This is a genomic window from Mesorhizobium sp. P2_F8 (assembly GCF_056403655.1).
In genome coordinates this window covers 259,152-274,331 of sequence record NZ_JBFUFB010000008.1, presented here as the reverse complement: position 1 = coordinate 274,331, position 15,180 = coordinate 259,152, and the positions used below count along the sequence as shown (strand labels likewise).

General features: G+C 62.7%; 16 protein-coding genes. 4 read left to right on the top strand and 12 right to left on the bottom strand.

Annotated features, from left to right (window positions below):
• Nucleotides 1-10: 10 nt before the first annotated feature.
• Both argF and AC1DZP_RS21370 read right to left on the bottom strand, forming a co-directional pair.
• On the bottom strand, nt 11-922 hold the full coding sequence (gene argF, locus AC1DZP_RS21375) for an ornithine carbamoyltransferase (protein ID WP_457152060.1): 912 nt from the start codon (nt 920-922) through the stop codon (nt 11-13).
• A 17-nt stretch (nt 923-939) separates the two neighbouring features.
• Nucleotides 940-2,139: an acetylornithine transaminase gene (locus tag AC1DZP_RS21370; RefSeq protein WP_477305145.1), complete on the bottom strand. Its 1,200-nt coding sequence runs from the start codon at nt 2,137-2,139 to the stop codon at nt 940-942.
• Nucleotides 2,140-2,495: 356 nt separating this feature from the next.
• Between AC1DZP_RS21370 and AC1DZP_RS21365 the strand changes: the two genes are divergently transcribed.
• Nucleotides 2,496-3,014: a GcrA family cell cycle regulator gene (locus AC1DZP_RS21365; RefSeq protein WP_457152058.1), complete on the top strand. Its 519-nt coding sequence runs from the start codon at nt 2,496-2,498 to the stop codon at nt 3,012-3,014.
• Nucleotides 3,015-3,117: 103 nt separating this feature from the next.
• On the opposite strand, the gene AC1DZP_RS21360 is transcribed toward AC1DZP_RS21365, so the two are convergent.
• From AC1DZP_RS21360 to AC1DZP_RS21350, 3 genes are all read right to left on the bottom strand, one after another.
• Nucleotides 3,118-4,128 (bottom strand): magnesium and cobalt transport protein CorA, encoded by a 1,011-nt coding sequence (locus AC1DZP_RS21360; protein ID WP_095082303.1) that lies wholly within the window; start codon nt 4,126-4,128, stop codon nt 3,118-3,120.
• A 91-nt stretch (nt 4,129-4,219) separates the two neighbouring features.
• Nucleotides 4,220-4,945, bottom strand: a complete 726-nt coding sequence (gene phoU, locus AC1DZP_RS21355) for a phosphate signaling complex protein PhoU (protein WP_477225367.1) — start codon at nt 4,943-4,945, stop codon at nt 4,220-4,222.
• A 115-nt stretch (nt 4,946-5,060) separates the two neighbouring features.
• Nucleotides 5,061-6,326, bottom strand: coding sequence for an ATP-binding protein (locus tag AC1DZP_RS21350; RefSeq protein ID WP_477305143.1), 1,266 nt, complete (start codon nt 6,324-6,326; stop codon nt 5,061-5,063).
• Nucleotides 6,327-6,510: 184 nt separating this feature from the next.
• Here AC1DZP_RS21350 and ppk2 point away from each other — a divergent pair, with 184 nt between their 5' ends.
• The gene (gene ppk2 / locus AC1DZP_RS21345; protein ID WP_477305141.1) at nt 6,511-7,419 is read left to right on the top strand and encodes a polyphosphate kinase 2; all 909 of its coding nucleotides are present in this window, start codon (nt 6,511-6,513) and stop codon (nt 7,417-7,419) included.
• Between the two features lie 68 nt (nt 7,420-7,487).
• Here the strand turns inward: ppk2 and AC1DZP_RS21340 are convergent, their stop codons facing one another.
• The 3 genes from AC1DZP_RS21340 to AC1DZP_RS21330 all read right to left on the bottom strand — a co-directional run bounded on the left by AC1DZP_RS21340 (nt 7,488) and on the right by AC1DZP_RS21330 (nt 9,719).
• A complete protein-coding gene (locus AC1DZP_RS21340) occupies nt 7,488-8,237 on the bottom strand; it encodes an enoyl-CoA hydratase-related protein (protein WP_477305139.1) in 750 nt (249 codons plus the stop codon).
• Between the two features lie 14 nt (nt 8,238-8,251).
• Nucleotides 8,252-8,890, bottom strand: a complete 639-nt coding sequence (locus tag AC1DZP_RS21335; RefSeq protein ID WP_477305137.1) for an acyl-homoserine-lactone synthase — start codon at nt 8,888-8,890, stop codon at nt 8,252-8,254.
• 97 nt (nt 8,891-8,987) lie between these two features.
• The gene (locus tag AC1DZP_RS21330) at nt 8,988-9,719 is read right to left on the bottom strand and encodes a helix-turn-helix transcriptional regulator (protein ID WP_095082317.1); all 732 of its coding nucleotides are present in this window, start codon (nt 9,717-9,719) and stop codon (nt 8,988-8,990) included.
• Nucleotides 9,720-9,976: 257 nt separating this feature from the next.
• Between AC1DZP_RS21330 and AC1DZP_RS21325 the strand changes: the two genes are divergently transcribed.
• Nucleotides 9,977-10,828: a transporter substrate-binding domain-containing protein gene (locus AC1DZP_RS21325; RefSeq protein WP_095082319.1), complete on the top strand. Its 852-nt coding sequence runs from the start codon at nt 9,977-9,979 to the stop codon at nt 10,826-10,828.
• Between the two features lie 18 nt (nt 10,829-10,846).
• On the opposite strand, the gene AC1DZP_RS21320 is transcribed toward AC1DZP_RS21325, so the two are convergent.
• Nucleotides 10,847-11,260, bottom strand: coding sequence for a tellurite resistance TerB family protein (locus tag AC1DZP_RS21320; RefSeq protein ID WP_167392009.1), 414 nt, complete (start codon nt 11,258-11,260; stop codon nt 10,847-10,849).
• A 156-nt stretch (nt 11,261-11,416) separates the two neighbouring features.
• Between AC1DZP_RS21320 and AC1DZP_RS21315 the strand changes: the two genes are divergently transcribed.
• Nucleotides 11,417-13,063 (top strand): lysine--tRNA ligase, encoded by a 1,647-nt coding sequence (locus AC1DZP_RS21315; protein WP_477305135.1) that lies wholly within the window; start codon nt 11,417-11,419, stop codon nt 13,061-13,063.
• On the opposite strand, the gene AC1DZP_RS21310 is transcribed toward AC1DZP_RS21315, so the two are convergent.
• From AC1DZP_RS21310 to AC1DZP_RS21300, 3 genes are all read right to left on the bottom strand, one after another.
• Nucleotides 13,029-13,880 carry a thermonuclease family protein gene (locus AC1DZP_RS21310; RefSeq protein WP_477305133.1) on the bottom strand — a complete coding sequence of 284 codons (852 nt, stop codon included), beginning with the start codon at nt 13,878-13,880 and terminating at the stop codon, nt 13,029-13,031. The two genes, AC1DZP_RS21315 and AC1DZP_RS21310, sit on opposite strands and share 35 nt — an antisense overlap.
• Before the next feature lie 9 nt (nt 13,881-13,889).
• Nucleotides 13,890-14,540: a S24 family peptidase gene (locus AC1DZP_RS21305; RefSeq protein ID WP_477305131.1), complete on the bottom strand. Its 651-nt coding sequence runs from the start codon at nt 14,538-14,540 to the stop codon at nt 13,890-13,892.
• A gap of 159 nt (nt 14,541-14,699) precedes the next feature.
• Entirely contained in the window at nt 14,700-15,005 is a 306-nt protein-coding gene (locus tag AC1DZP_RS21300; protein ID WP_095082325.1) for a DUF3303 family protein, read from the bottom strand.
• Nucleotides 15,006-15,180 lie beyond the last annotated feature (175 nt).

Genomic DNA, 15,180 nt, shown 5'->3' with positions numbered 1-15,180 from the left:
CCCCCAGAGATCAAGCGCCGAGACACCAGGCGAGCACGGCCTTCTGGGCATGGAGGCGGTTCTCGGCCTCGTCGAAGACCACCGAATGCGGCCCGTCAATGACCTCGTCGGTCACTTCCTCGCCGCGGTGCGCCGGCAGGCAGTGCATGAACAGCGCCTCCGGCTTGGCCTTCGCCATCAGCTTGGCATTGACCTGGTAGGGCGAGAACACGTTGTGGCCGCGGGCCCGATGCTCCTGGCCCATCGACACCCAGCAATCGGTGACGACGCAGTCGGCCTGGTCGACGGCTTCCTCGGGCGAGCGGGTGAAGTGCAGCTTGCCGCCATGCGCCTGCGACCAGTCGATATGCTTCTGCTCCGGCTCGCTGCCTTCGGGCACGGCGACGTTGAGGTTGAAGCGGAACCGCGCCGAGGCCTCGAGCAGCGAATGCAGCACATTGTTGCCGTCGCCGGTCCAGGCGATGGTCTTGCCGGCAACCGGACCGCGATGCTCCTCGAAGGTCATGATATCGGCCATCAGCTGGCAGGGATGGGTGTCGTCAGTCAGTCCATTGATGACCGGAACGGTGGCGTTCTCGGTCAGTTCGAGCAGCCGCTCATGCGAGGTGGTGCGGATCATGATCGCGTCGACATAGCGCGACAGCACCTTGGCGGTGTCGGCAATGGTCTCGGAACGGCCGAGCTGCATCTCGGTGCCGGTCAGCATGATGGTTTCGCCGCCGAGCTGGCGCATGCCGACGTCGAAGGACACGCGGGTGCGCGTCGAGGGCTTGTCGAAGATCATCGCCAGCACCTTGCCTTCGAGCGGCCTGGTGCGCTCGCCAGCCTTGAGACGGGCCTTTCGCACCACCGCATCGTCAAGCATGAAGCGCAGATCGCCTTCGGAAACGGCGGAAAGATCGGTGAAATGGCGAACTGACATCAGCAATGGTTCCGGGATTACTTCGCGGCGGCGGCGTCGATCGCCTCCGCCAGGCCCTTGGCGCCGGCGCGGATGCGGTTGAGCGCGTCGTGGATCTCGGCATCAGTGACAGTGAGCGGCGGCAACAGGCGAATGACGTTGTCGCCGGCCGGAACCGCCAGCAGGTGCTGGTCGCGCAATGCCATGTTCACCTTGGTGTTGGGCATGGCGCACTTGAGACCGAGCATCAGCCCAGTGCCCCTGATGTCCTCGATGACCTCGGGAAACTCGTCGGCGACCGCCGCCAGCCCCTGCTTCATCAGCAACGCCTTACGCTGGACATCTTCGAGGAAGCCGTCTTCCAGCACCACGTCGAGCACCGCGTTGCCGACCGCCATGGCCAGCGGGTTGCCGCCGAAAGTGGTGCCATGCACGCCGGACGTCATGCCAATGGCCGCCTCATCCGTGGCAAGGCAGGCGCCCATCGGGAAGCCGCCGCCAATGCCCTTGGCGATCGCCATGATGTCGGGCGTGACGCCGGACCATTCATGCGCGAACAGCTTGCCGGTCCGGCCGATGCCGCACTGGACCTCGTCGTAGATCAGCAGCAGGCCGTGCTGTTCGCACAACTGCCTGAGCCGCTTCAGCGACTGCGTCGGCACCGGGCGGATGCCGCCCTCGCCCTGTACCGGTTCGATCAGGATCGCCGCGGTCTCTGGCGTGATCGCGTTTTCGGCCGCATCGATGTCATCGAAGCCGACCTGGTCGAAACCCTCGACCTTGGGTCCAAACCCTTCAAGGTACTTGTACTGACCGCCCGCCGCGATGGTCGCCAGCGTGCGGCCATGGAAGGCCCCCTCGAAGGTGATGACGCGGAAGCGTTCGGGATGGCCCTTGACGAAATGGTAGCGCCGCGCCGTCTTGATCGCGCATTCCAGCGCCTCGGCGCCGGAGTTGGTGAAGAACACCTTGTCGGCGAAGGTGGCGTCCACCAGCCGCTCGCCGAGCCGGCTTTGGCCCGGAATCTCGTAGAGATTGGAGACATGCCAAAGCTTTGCGGCTTGCTCGGTGAGTGCGGCGACCAGATGCGGATGGCTGTGGCCCAGCGAATTGACGGCGATGCCGCCGGCGAAATCGAGATATCGCTCGCCTTTGTCGGTAACCAGCCAGGTGCCTTCCCCGTGGTCGAAGGCCAGGGGAGCGCGAGCAAAGGTCTCGTAAAGCGCCGAACCGCTCATTATATGCGTCTCCGGTACCGGAAAATCAAAAAAGCCGCCAAAGCGGCGGCCTGTGCGGCTTATCGTGTTTTTCGGCCATGAAGTCAACGAAAACGTCGCGTAGTGCCCCGCGGCAAGCCCTCCGACGCAACGCCGGCTCACGAGCGACCGGGCAAGTTGGGGAAAACCTAAAAAACCGATTCGTGTTGCACTTGGGACTCTTGTCACCGAGTCAGCGCATAGAGTAGTTGTAGTCAAGAAATAACTAGATTTCGTGCGGCGGACCTAATCACCAGATATATGTGGTGTCTGCCCCGGCAAATGTTGCCGGGCCGGGAGTGGATTCCGATTGCCGCACGCTTAGCAGGAGCGGTCTCATGAACTGGACTGACGAGCGGGTAGAACTTCTCAGAAAACTGTGGTCCGAGGGTCTGAGCGCAAGCCAGATTGCTGCGCAGCTTGGTGGGGTCAGCCGCAATGCGGTCATCGGTAAGGTGCACCGGCTGAAACTGTCGGGCCGCGGGCGGTCGACCGCCACACCGGCACGCCAGAAGAAGGCGGCGCAGGGATCGACGGTTCAGAAATCGGTGTCGCGCGCCGCAAGCACGGTCCGTCATGTCACGACATCGATCGGCGCAACGGCATTGCAGACGCAGTTCGACGCCGAACCGGTGGCACGCCACTACATCCGCCCGGTCGAGAATGTCGTGGTGCCGATCTCACGGCATCTGCAGCTCGTCGAGCTGACCGAGCGGACCTGCAAATGGCCGAACGGCGATCCGCTTTCGGAGGACTTCAATTTCTGCGGCAACGAAGCCGCCGAAACCGGTCCCTACTGCAAGTACCATGCCCGCGTGGCGTTCCAGCCGGCATCGGAGCGGCGGCGGAGTCGATAAGAGAGAAGGGAATAGGGGAGTAAGGCAATACGGCAGTAGGTGTGCGGAAAGTCACGCTTGCGAAATGCCGTCCTACTGCCCTACTGCCCTACTGCCCTCTTCTTCACAGCCAGCCATTCTTGCGAAAGCGCCAGTAGAGAAACGAGCAGATCAGCGCGATCGTCGCCAGCACCACCGGGTAGCCATATTCCATCTTCAATTCCGGCATGTCGCTGAAATTCATGCCGTAAATGCCGGCGAATGCCGTCGGTACCGCCAGGATGGCGGCCCAGGAGGCTAGCTTCTTGGAGATCGCCGTTTCCTGGCTCTGGCCGACCAGAAGGCTGGCCTCGAAAGCAAACGCCAGCACCTCGCGCAGACTGTCGATCTTTTCCTGCACGGTGCGGATATGGTCGGTCACGTCACGAAACAGCGGATGCATGGCCGTGTGGATCTGTGGCAGGTCGGCACTGGTTAGTCGGCGGCAGACTTCGACAAGCGGAAGTGCCGCATTGCGCAAGCGCAAAAGATCGCGGCGCAGCATATAGAGCCGCTCGATGTCGGGACCTGTCATCGGCTTCAGCAGGACCCTGTCCTCGATCAGTTCGACCTCGTCCTCGATCTGCTCGAGCACGGGCATGTAGTTGTCGACGATGAAATCGAGAATGGCGTAGAGGACGAAATCCTCGCCCTTGGCCAGCGAATGCGGGCAGCTTTCCCAATGCTGACGCACGGCGGCATAGGACGTGGACGGGCCATGCCTGACGCTGACGATGTAGCCGCTGCCGACGAACAAATGGGTCTCGCCGAAGGTGACCCGGCCGTCGATCAGCTGCGCGGTGCGGGCGACGATGAACAAGGCGTCGCCATATTGCTCGATCTTCGGTCGCTGGTGCGGGTGCTCGGCGTCCTCGATCGCCAGTTCATGCAGGTGAAACTGCGCCTGGACGCGAAGCAGCAGGTTGCGGTCGGGCTCGAGCAGGCCAATCCAGACGACATGACCGGTTTTTTTTGCCCATTCGCCGGCCTCCTCGATGGGAATGTCTGCGATGCGACGCCCAGCCGTGTAGACACCGCAAGCGATAATGCCGGAGGTCGGCGCAGGCGCCGGAGTCAGGTTCCGAACATTTTCCATCACAACCTCCCGAAGCAAATCCACGGACGAGGATACAGGAAAGCCTGGAAAGTCTAGCGCAATTCGGATGATGGTTCGAGAGTGCGACCGTTCAATTAACCGGAGGCGTCGCGGAAAGGCTGATCTTGTCGGTCTTGTCGCCCTTCGGCCGCTCGGCCGGCATCTGCTCGCCGGTGACGATGTAGTAGATGGTCTCGGCGATGTTGGTGGCGTGATCGCCGATGCGCTCGATGTTCTTGGCGCAAAACAGCAGATGCGTGCACGGCGTGATGTTGCGCGGATCTTCCATCATGTAGGTCAGCAATTCGCGGAACAGCGACGTGTACATGGCGTCGATCTGGTCGTCGCGGTCGCGCACGAAGCCGATCTTGTCGACCGAGCGCGATGCGTAGACGTCGAGCACTTCCTTGAGCTGGGTCAGCGCCAGGTTGGCCAGGGCCTCTAGGCCACGGAACAGGCTGGTCGGCTGGCGTCCGTCAGTGACGGCGCCCACACGCTTGGCGACGTTCTTGCCGAGGTCGCCGACCCGTTCGAGGTCGGCGGAAATGCGGATGGCGCCGACGATCTCGCGCAGGTCCGTCGCCATCGGCTGGCGCTTGGCGATGATGATGATCGCCTTGTCGTCGATTTCGCGTTGCCCTTCATCGAGCACTGCATCGTCGCGGATGACCTTCTGGGCGAGGCCGGGGTCGGCATTGACGAGGGCGGCAACCGCCTGTTCGACCATACGCTCGGCATGGCCGCCCATCGCGGCGATGCGCTTCGACAGATATTTCAGCTCCTCGTCATAGGCGCTCATGATATGCACGGACTGCATGGCGAAATGCCTTCCCACGGGGTGTCTTGTTTTTGAGTCGTTTCCTCGAATCCCCGCTGATACGCTAGCCGGATGACAGAAAAAAGAAACGGTCCCGTGGAAAACTAGGGCAGTATCAGTGCGTCGGCAAATGAACCGAGAAGGCAGCGCCATTGCCGAACTCGGACTTGATCGAAAGCCGGCCGTTGTGGCGTGTCAGGATATGCTTGACGATCGACAGACCGAGGCCGGTTCCCTTCTGGGTGCGACTGGTCTCGACATCGACGCGATAGAAGCGCTCGGTGATGCGCGGAATGTGTTCCTCGGGAATGCCGGGGCCAAAGTCCCTTATGCTCACGTCGATGCCTGGCTCCGAGCCGGGATCGCCGCGCGCGATCGACACCACCACGCGGCCGCCCGACTGCCCGTACTTGCAGGCGTTTTCCAGGAGGTTCTCGAAAACCTGGAAGAGCTCGTCTCGATCCCCCGGCACGTCAAGCGGGCCGTCGGCGTAATCCCGTTCAATGACAACGCTGTTTTCCCTGGCCAGCGGTCCGAGCGAATCGATAACGCTGTCGACCGTCTCGCGCAGGTCGACCTCGGTTCCCGGCTTTAGATAGGGCTTCATCTCGAGCCGCGACAGCGACAACAAATCATCGATTAGGCGCGCCATGCGCCCGGTCTGGCTCTGCATGATCTGCAGGAACTGGTCGCGCGCCGCCGGGTCGTTGCGGGCCGGTCCGCGCAGCGTTTCGATAAAGCCGGAGATCGAGGCGAGCGGCGTGCGCAGTTCGTGGCTGGCATTGGCTATGAAATCGGCGCGCATGCGGTCGATCCTGCGCGCTTCGCTCTGGTCCTTGAACACCAGCACATAAAGATCGGTGCCGTGGCCGACCGAGGAGGCACTCACCCGGTAAGCCCGTTCGACCGGCAGCTTCTCCGTATAGTCGACGACGTCAGAGGCGACATCGCCCGACAGCACGCCGTCCAGCAGAGCCTGCATTTCCGGCGCCCGGAATTTCAACGACAGCGACAGACCGGGCGCGATCCCGCCGAAGGCGGCGAAAGCGGCGGCATTGGCGTGGACGATGGTGGCGGTCCGGTCGAAGATGATCAGCGGATCGGCGACCGCGGCCGCAAGATATTCGCCGGAGAGCCGTTGCAGGCCTATTGCCTCGATCGCCGCGGCACTCTCGGCCGATTGGCGCGTGCCTGTGACCGGCAGCATTGCCGCTGCGAGCAGCAGCGCCAGCGCCGCAAGGACGACAAAGCCGGATATCGCGGCCAAGGCATACACGCCGAGAATCGCGACGACGCCGGCGATCAGCAGCCAGCGGCTGCTCCACAGCCGGACCGCCAGGCCTTGCGCCATGCCACTCTGCTCTGCGTCCAGGTCAGCCATTCGCTCGCGCGCCCGCACCCTTGCCTCGCACCCGGTCGACCGGCGACGGAAACTTCCGCGCGACCGGTCTAACGCATGACCCAGAAAATCGGAATCGATTTTCTGAAAGGATCATGCGCAAAATCAAAAGTGCTGTAGTGGCTCCCAATAGCATGAGTCCGGAAGCAGAAAAGGGTTCGTCTCGATGAAAAAAGCTAAGGAAACTCCCGCCGCTCCGACTTCGGGTCCGCTGAAGATCAGGATCGGCGGCAAGGAGCGGGAGTTCGATATTGAAAATCCCGTGCTTCCCGACTGGGTCGAGGACAACAAGCTGACCGCCGGCGGTTACCCCTACGACAAGAAGATGAAAAGCGAGGAGTATGACGAGACGCTCGAGAAATTGCAGATCGAGCTGGTCAAGGCGCAGGCGTGGCTGCAGTCCACCGGCAAACGGGTGATGGCGCTGTTCGAGGGCCGCGACGCCGCCGGCAAGGGCGGCACGATCTTCGTGCTGCGCCAATACCTCAACCCTCGTACCGCGCGCAACGTGGCGCTGACCAAGCCGACCCCGACAGAGCAGGGGCAATGGTACTTCCAGCGCTATGTCGACCATTTCCCGACATCGGGTGAGTTCCTCACCTTCGACCGCTCCTGGTACAACCGCGCCGGCGTCGAGCCGGTGATGGGTTTTTGCACGCCGCAGCAGCACGAGCAGTTTCTCGACGAGACACCGCATTTCGAACGGATGATCGCCAATGAGGGCATCCACTTCTTCAAATTCTGGCTGAACATCGGGCGGGAGACGCAGCTCGAGCGCTTTCACGATCGCCGCTTCAGCCCGCTGAAAAGCTGGAAGTTTTCGCCGATCGACGTTGCCGGCATCACCAAGTGGGACGACTACACCAAGGTCCGCGACACCATGTTCGAGCGCACCCACAAGGAATTCGCGCCGTGGATCATCATACGAGCCAATGACAAGCGGCGCGCGCGGCTCGGGGTCATTCGGCGCATCCTCCTGTCGCTACCCTATGACGGGCGCGATCTCGACATCATCGGCAAGGAAGACAAGAAGATCATCGGCGAAGGGCCGTCGTTTCTAGGAAAGCAAGACTGACGTCTTTTGCGCCGCGCAGCCAGAGGCCGCGCGGCGCGTTCGTCATCGACGCCTTTCGGTCGGACCGTTCAAGCCACCAGCCGGGCTATGCGCTGCAATCGCCGCAGCGTGGTGTCGTCCTGCAGCGCCTGCTGGAAAAGCGAAATCTCCTGATCGATACGGTCGCACAGCGCGCCGGTGTTGCCCTTGAGCAGGCCGCGCGTCTGCAGCAAGGCGGCGACCGGCTTCTTGACAAGCTGTCTCGCCCGGCCGAGGGCCGCGTCCTCGACGCTGCCGCCCGGCACGATCTCGGCGACGAGGCCGAGCGCCCTGGCATCCTCGGCGCGAAGTGTGTCGCCGAGGCAGAAGAAGCGGAAAGCACCGGCATAGCCGAGTTTCTGCGGCGCCAGGATGCTGGTCGCGGCATCCGGGACCAGGCCGAAATCGACGAACGGCACCCGGAACGTGCTTTGATCGGACGCGATCACCATGTCGCAATGGAACAGGATCGTGCAGCCGACACCGACGGCATCGCCATCGACGCAGGCAAGGATCGGCTTGGGGAACGTCGCCAGCGTGCGAAACAGATCGGTGACGGCGGCGATCAGCTTCTGGTGCTTGGTGGCGTCGAGGAACTCGGAGAAATCGCCGCCGAGGCAGAAGCAGCCTGACAGGCCGCGCAGCACGACGACGCGCACCTCCTCATTGTCGGCGGCTTCATGGAAGGTCTTTGCCAGGCTTTCATAGGCTCTTCTGTCCAGCACAGGCCGGCCGTCATTCGACGATACGGTGACCATTAGCGTGTGGTTGCGGAGTTCTGGTTGCGGATGGGGGCTCATGACGGTCTCCGATTTCACGACGCACGCCTTTGGCCGAGCCTGTCGGGGTATCCCCTGGTCAGCACGGGAGCAAAATGGTTGCGGCGCGAACGCACCACATCGAGCGTGTGCTCGTTGAAGGTAAGCAAGGTGGCTACGACCTGCTGGTTGCCATAGGTGCGCTGATAACCCAGCGGGGTCGCCAGGAAATGCAGCTGCAATGCACGCAGCACCCACATCGGCTCGAACTCGATGATCACCTGGTTGACGTTGCGCTTCAGTCCCCACTCGACGAAGCCAGCGATCAGCTCGGTGCCGACGGTTGACACGCCGCGACGGCCATCGCGGTAACCTGGAGCGACCGCATAGCGGGTCAACTCGTAGATGTTGGGTCCGGAGGGCGGCGTTCCTTCAAAGAGGTCGGTCAGCACCTCGGTCAGCAGATGTCCCCGCGTCGTCGGCAAAAGCCTCTGGTAGCCTGCGACTTCACTGCCCCTGATGACGATTTGATGGACGGCCTCGTCATGATCGAACTGGTCGCATTCGAGCCCGTCGGGGCGCCTGAGGTCCTCCCATCCCATCTCCTCGACGAATATCTTGTAGCGCAAGCGATGGACCGCCTCCCAAAGGTCCGGGCGTTCCATCAATTCTTGGGTTGTGAGAGAAAAAAGCATTCCGTCATCTCCTGGTTTCAGAGGAAGATACGGCCGTGCTTCGATGAGAAAATTGCGTGATCGCGTAGGCTAGAATTGCTAGGCCGGCACGGCCGACCTAACTAATGTAACCCCGCCTTATCGCTTCGGCGACCGCCTGAACCCGGTTGACGGCACCAAGTTTGCTTTTGGCGTTAAGAAGATGTTTCTCCGAGGTATGTTCGGAGATGCCGAGGATTTGCGATATCTCCCACTCGGACTTGCCGACGGCGGCCCATTGCAGGCATTCGCGTTCGCGCGGCGTCAGTACGATGTGATCGATGGTGTTGCTCGCCATCGTGTGGAGCTGCATGGCGCGGCCGACCGCATAGGTCGACACCAGCGACACCAGGCCGAAATCGGCCGCCGACAATTCGACGGCCTCGCCGCCCAGCGACACCATGACGATCTGGCCGTCGAGCGTGATCAGCGGGAAGGCTAGCCCGTCGCGCAACTTGAACGCGCCGGCATCGCCCATCACTTCGCCGCTGCTTTTGTCGATGCGGGCGCCCTGTGAAGCTTCGCGCCACTGGAACGGCGCCTGCAGCTGTTTCATGTGGCTGACGACCGGGTCGTGATCGACATAGTTGCGCGCCACATAACGCTCCAGCCATTCAACAGGCCAGTCGCACAGAAGCACATGCTGCTTTTGCTGGCCGCTTGGCGTGCCCGGCTGCGGCACGGTTCCCGCCATCAGTGCGGTGAGCCCGAAATCCGACGTTACACCCAGCAACGTTTCGCAGACTGCCGCCGCCGTTCCGGCGTGCTGCAGTTGGTCTATGAATTCCAAGGTGCGATCGAACTGACCCATCGCAACATCAACCCTATGTTGCCTCATGCATTGCGACCAATGATGCGTGCTTCGTTTGCACTTCGCCACCGACCACGGATTGCAAACCGCATGTTTTCGGTCGTGGTTCTCACCTTGGTCCCCCAACCAAGGCAGCCACTGCTATTTGCAAACTCCCTAAAGCATATCCTGAAATCGCCGCGTTGAAATCAAAAAGCATTGTACCTTTGTCATTTTCGTACCAAAACCTGCCAACACGACTGCGGCGGAGTCTTATCGTGGCGTTCCAGTGGAGGTTTTTGGCTCTTGCGTCGCTGCTGATCGCAGCGCTGTCGGTCGCCGGTACCGCGCGCGCCGCCGAGCCGCAGGTGCCGGTGCTGTGGGATGCCAAGGAGCGGCTGCCGAAACCGGACCTCTCGGCACTGCCCCGGCTGCGTTTCCTGACGACCACGGATTTTCCGCCCTTCAATTTCCTCGACGGCTCGGGAAAACTGTCCGGTTTCCATATCGATCTGGCACGCGCCATCTGCGCCGAGCTTGGTATTGTCGACAAATGCCAGATCCAGGCCCTGCCCTGGGCAGAGCTCGAAGGCGCACTGCAGAAAGGCGAGGGCGAAGCGATCATCGCCGGCATCGCCGCAACGGCCGAATCGCGCTCGACCTATGCCTTCTCACGCTCTTACCTGCAGTTCCCGGCCCGCTTCGTCACGCAGAAGAGCAAGGATCTGACCGAACCGGTCTTCGACAAATTGCGCGGCAAGCGTGTCGGCGTGCTCGCCGGCTCGGCGCATGAGCGCATGCTGCGCGACTATTTCAACACCGTTCAGATCGTCCCCTTCGACAGGCCGGAAGAACTCTATGCCGATCTCAAGGCCGGCAAGCTCGACGCCGCCTTCGGCGACGGCATGCGCCTGGCCTTCTGGCTGGGCGGCTCGGATGCGGCGGGCTGCTGCCGCTTCGCCGGCGGACCTTATCTGGCGCCCGAATACCTGGGTTCTGGCATGGCCATCGCCACCAGGGCGGACGATCCAGCACTGGCCGCCGCGTTCGACTATGCGCTGCAGGAGATCTCGATGAAAGGCACTTTCGCCGAATTCTATCTGCGCTATTTCCCGGTCAGCTTTTTCTAGGCCCCGAAAGGCAGCGCCCTAAGTCAGGGTGCGCAGCCTCGCCTTGGCGGCACGACCGATGGCGGCGACCGTCAAGGTGTCAAGGTCGAGCTGACGCCGGATGAGCTGCAGCACCCGGACTTCCTCCATGCGCATTTCGAGATCGACGGCGGCCACCTCGAAGGCGGCGGCATAGGCGGTGTCGCGCAAGCGCTCGGGCAGCGCCTCGGCAACCCGCGCAAGAACGCCTTCCAGGCCGTCCTTTTCATTCAGCATCTTCTGGCAAGCCTGGGCGACGCCGACCAGCCGGTCGTGGTTGAAATCCTCGAACACCGGCCACGAACGGACGACGTCGCCGATCCGGGCCAGCTCGACATCGGTCATGTCGCGATCGGAAGCCGAGGTGATGACCATCAGGTAGATCAGCGCTTCATGCGGCGTCGGCAACGGCATTCTGTACTCCTTGAATGGGCTCCGAAGTTAGGAAAGCGGTATCGGCACCGCAAGGAAAAAGCGCTGCACGCGTTGACGCTCCGGCCACGCACGCCTAGAGACCGGTTGAAAACCCCTGCTCCGGGCAACACCGGCGATTTATTTGGAAACTGTGACATGGCGGGATCAAACATCTTCGATCTCAATCCCGAGCTGCTGGCGGCCGCGACCGAGAGCAAGGCATGGCCGTTCGAGGAAGCCAAGAAGATCATCGAACGCTACAAAGGCACCGACTTTCCCGAAACAATCCTGTTCGAGACCGGCTACGGACCGTCCGGCCTGCCGCATATCGGCACGTTCGGCGAGGTGGCGCGCACGACGATGGTTCGGCATGCCTTCCGCGTCCTGACGCAGGACAAGGTTGCGACCAAGCTGCTGTGCTTTTCCGACGACATGGACGGCATGCGCAAGATCCCAGACAACGTGCCGGATCGCGCAGCGCTGGAGCCACATTTGCACAAGCCGCTGTCGTCGGTGCCCAATCCGTTCGGCGACGATTATGCGAGCTTTGCCGATCACAACAACGCGATGCTTTGCCGCTTCCTGGACACGTTCGGCTTCGACTACGAGTTCGCCAGCGCGACGCAATATTACAAGTCGGGCCGCTTCGACGCGATGCTGCTGCGTGCCGCCGAACGCTATGACCAGATCATGGCGGTGATGCTGCCGACGCTCGGCTCCGAGCGGCAGGCGACCTACAGCCCGTTCCTGCCGATTTCGCCAAAGAGTGGCCGCGTGCTTTACGTGCCGATGAAGCATGTCGACGCCAAGGCCGGCACCATCACGTTCGACGATGAAGGCACCGAGACCACGCTTTCGATCACCGGCGGCAGGGTGAAGCTGCAGTGGAAGCCGGATTTCGGCATGCGCTGGGCAGCGCTCGGCGTCGATTTCGAAATGTTCGGCAAGGACCACCAGACCAATGCGGTGGTCTATGACCGCATCTGCAACATCCTGGGTGGGCGTGCTCCAGAGCATTTCGTCTATGAGCTGTTCCTCGACGAGAACGGCCAGAAGATCTCGAAGTCGAAGGGCAACGGGCTGACCATCGACGAGTGGCTGACCTATGCGCCGACCGAGAGCCTCGGGCTCTATATGTACCAGCGGCCGCGGCAGGCCAAGAAGCTGTATTTCGATGTCATCCCGAGAGCAGTGGACGAGTATTACACCTTCCTTGCGGCTTACCCGCGGCAGGACTGGAAGGAGCGGCTGGGCAACCCGGTCTGGCATATGCATGACGGCAACCCGCCGGCCATCGACATGCCGGTGCCGTTCTCGCTGCTGCTCAACCTGGTCAGCGCTTCCAACGCGCAGAACAAGGATGTGCTGTGGGGCTTCATTTCGCGCCATACCGCGGGGGTGACGCCTAAGACGCATCCCGAGCTCGACCAGCTGGTCGGCCATGYGATCCGCTATTTCGACGATTTCGTGAAGCCGACGAAAACCTTCCGCCCCGCCGACGAGGTCGAGCGCGAGGCGCTGGCAGCCCTGGACACGGCGCTTGGCGCGCTGCCGGCGGACGCCAACGGCGAGGCGATCCAGAACGCTTCGCTCAACGTCGCACGCAGGATCGAACGCTATCAGGATCACTCCAAGCAGAGCCCGGAAGGTGGCCCCGGCGTGTCGGTCGCCTTCTTCCAGATGATCTACCAGGTGCTGATCGGCCAGGAACGCGGCCCGCGCTTCGGCTCGTTCGCCGCACTCTATGGCATTGCCGAGACGCGGGCGCTCATTGAGCGGGCGCTGGCTGGTCAGCTGGCTTGAGAACGCCGTCGACCTCTTCCAGGATCGAGCTCGGCGCCTGAGGCGCAGGGCTCGGTGCGGCCGGCATCGCCGGCATGCCGGAGAGGTTCGGCGCCGATCCGAAAATGCCCTTCTTGGCCGTGCGCGCCTCGTCGCCGGCCTCGACATAGGGCCCACCCTTGGCGGCCCGAGCCCAGCCGTTTTCGACCAGCCATTGACCGACATCCTGCTTGCCGATCCGGCATTCGGCGGCGATCAGGTCGCGACCGCCCTCGGGCGGCACGGTGCAGACCACCGCGCGGCCGCGCAGGAAGGCGCGGAACGCCGTTCGCGCCCGGATACCGCACGGCCAGGCTTTGCCGTCATCGCTGCAGGTCTCGTCCTGCCCGACGATGTCGATGCCCGACACCGCGACCGAATAGCCCTTGGCCTCGATCAGGCCGGCGGCCTGCGCGACCGGCTGGAACAGCTTTGTCCCGTTCCAGTCGTCGGGCATTTTCGGCCTGGGCGGCACCGCCAGCGCCAGCTTGCTCAACGGCTCGCGCGGCTCGACACGCTCAAGCCCCTCGGCGGGCAGTTCCGGTGGTACGATAATTTCAGGATCGATCGCCCTCGAATGTGACTCCGGCTTTGGCGGCTGCGGAGCGGCTATGGCGGATGTCGCCGGCTCTGCGAGCACGGTCTCGGCGCCCTCTCGCGAGATCGTGTCGGCGCCCGGATCGACCTGATCCACCGTGACTACGCCTGCACTTCCCTTCAGCGTGCGACCGCCAGCGACGACCATTGCCGCCATCGCCGGGACCATCAGAACCGCCAGGACAAGATGAGGGAGCCGCACCAGCCGGACCTACTGGCTTGCCCAGACAATCCGCGCCACCCATTCGACATCGCGCATGGGAATGTCGCGGTCCGGATGATCGGGATTGAGCGAGACCAGTGCAATCGACTTGACGGTCTGGCGCTCGAGCACCTTGGCCATCACTTCGCCGGCGGTGGTCTTGACGACGACGCGGTCGCCCTTGCGGGTGACGGCGCCCGGCTCGACGATGAGGACGTCGCCATCGCGGTAGAGCGGCAGCATGGAATCACCTTGCACCTGCAGCGCATAGGAGCTCTCCGTCGATTGCGCCGGCAGTTCGACCAGGTCCCAGCCCTGCCCGGCCGGAAAGCCGGCATCGTCGAAGAAGCCGCCGGCGCCGGCCTGGGCAAAGCCGAGCAACGGCACCGAGCGCCTGTGGGCTACCCGTGCTTCCTGGGCTGACGCGGCCCTGCCCTCGATCAGGCCGGTGAATTCGTCAAGTGTCGCCCCTGTCGCCTCGATGATCTTGGCCAGCGATTCGGTCGAAGGCCAGCGCGGCCGGCCATCCGACGACAGACGTTTCGACTTGTTGAAGGCCGTCGAATCGAGCCCCGCGCGCCGGGCCAGCCCCGAAGCCGACAGCGAATAGCGCTCGGCGAGAGCATCGATGGCAGCCCAGACACGGTCATGCGAGAGCAAGCTCGCTCTCCTCGAAACAGGAAAAAATGCCTCTTCCTGTCTAACGCGCAACCGCCGCCATGTCCACCGGGCGCAGCAGGCGGATTGCCGACAAAACTGTGTGCCGCTGCGACAACGACGCGCGGTTCAGTGATCGGACATCATTGATCGCCGATGAACCTATCCGGCCATCGCCGCCATCGCTCTCGGCAAGCCCTTCCTGAGTTCCTCAGCGTTCATCACCGGGATCATCTCGACGCTGGCATTGAAGGCGAAGAAGAACCGCTCGGCGACATAGGGCATATCCGAACTGTCCTTTACCTCCACGACGAGATAGGCCGTTCGCCGGCCACCGTCGGCGGTGAAATAGGCGGCCTCCGGGTTGAGGTCGGACAGGGTGTGCTCGATGAACTTGGCCATGCTGCCGTTCTTGATCGCCTTGTTGCCTTCCTCGGCCGGGATGGAAACTCTCAGCATCATACGCATGACGATTTCGTCCTTCTGCCAACTTTAGGTTAGCAAAAGCTAATTTATCACCGACGGACCTCATGGGAAAGCTGAAGCGCGCCGGCCACGGCTACGTGCCGTGGCCGTCATACGCAGACCAAAGGGCGACAAGCATCCTTTGCGTCTCCGAAGGACGCCCAGCGCTGCCGCCGCA

What these genes read in the sequence shown, in the direction of transcription:
- AC1DZP_RS21365 (WP_457152058.1), top strand. Translation starts at nt 2,496, where the DNA reads ATGAACTGGACTGACGAGCGGGTAGAACTTCTCAGAAAACTGTGGTCC.
- AC1DZP_RS21370 (WP_477305145.1), bottom strand. Translation starts at nt 2,139, where the DNA reads ATGAGCGGTTCGGCGCTTTACGAGACCTTTGCTCGCGCTCCCCTGGCC.
- argF (WP_457152060.1), bottom strand. Translation starts at nt 922, where the DNA reads ATGTCAGTTCGCCATTTCACCGATCTTTCCGCCGTTTCCGAAGGCGAT.
- AC1DZP_RS21320 (WP_167392009.1), bottom strand. Translation starts at nt 11,260, where the DNA reads ATGCCGTTGCCGACGCCGCATGAAGCGCTGATCTACCTGATGGTCATC.
- phoU (WP_477225367.1), bottom strand. Translation starts at nt 4,945, where the DNA reads ATGCAGTCCGTGCATATCATGAGCGCCTATGACGAGGAGCTGAAATAT.
- ppk2 (WP_477305141.1), top strand. Translation starts at nt 6,511, where the DNA reads ATGAAAAAAGCTAAGGAAACTCCCGCCGCTCCGACTTCGGGTCCGCTG.
- AC1DZP_RS21350 (WP_477305143.1), bottom strand. Translation starts at nt 6,326, where the DNA reads ATGGCTGACCTGGACGCAGAGCAGAGTGGCATGGCGCAAGGCCTGGCG.
- AC1DZP_RS21335 (WP_477305137.1), bottom strand. Translation starts at nt 8,890, where the DNA reads ATGCTTTTTTCTCTCACAACCCAAGAATTGATGGAACGCCCGGACCTT.
- AC1DZP_RS21340 (WP_477305139.1), bottom strand. Translation starts at nt 8,237, where the DNA reads ATGAGCCCCCATCCGCAACCAGAACTCCGCAACCACACGCTAATGGTC.
- AC1DZP_RS21360 (WP_095082303.1), bottom strand. Translation starts at nt 4,128, where the DNA reads ATGGAAAATGTTCGGAACCTGACTCCGGCGCCTGCGCCGACCTCCGGC.
- AC1DZP_RS21330 (WP_095082317.1), bottom strand. Translation starts at nt 9,719, where the DNA reads ATGGGTCAGTTCGATCGCACCTTGGAATTCATAGACCAACTGCAGCAC.
- AC1DZP_RS21300 (WP_095082325.1), bottom strand. Translation starts at nt 15,005, where the DNA reads ATGCGTATGATGCTGAGAGTTTCCATCCCGGCCGAGGAAGGCAACAAG.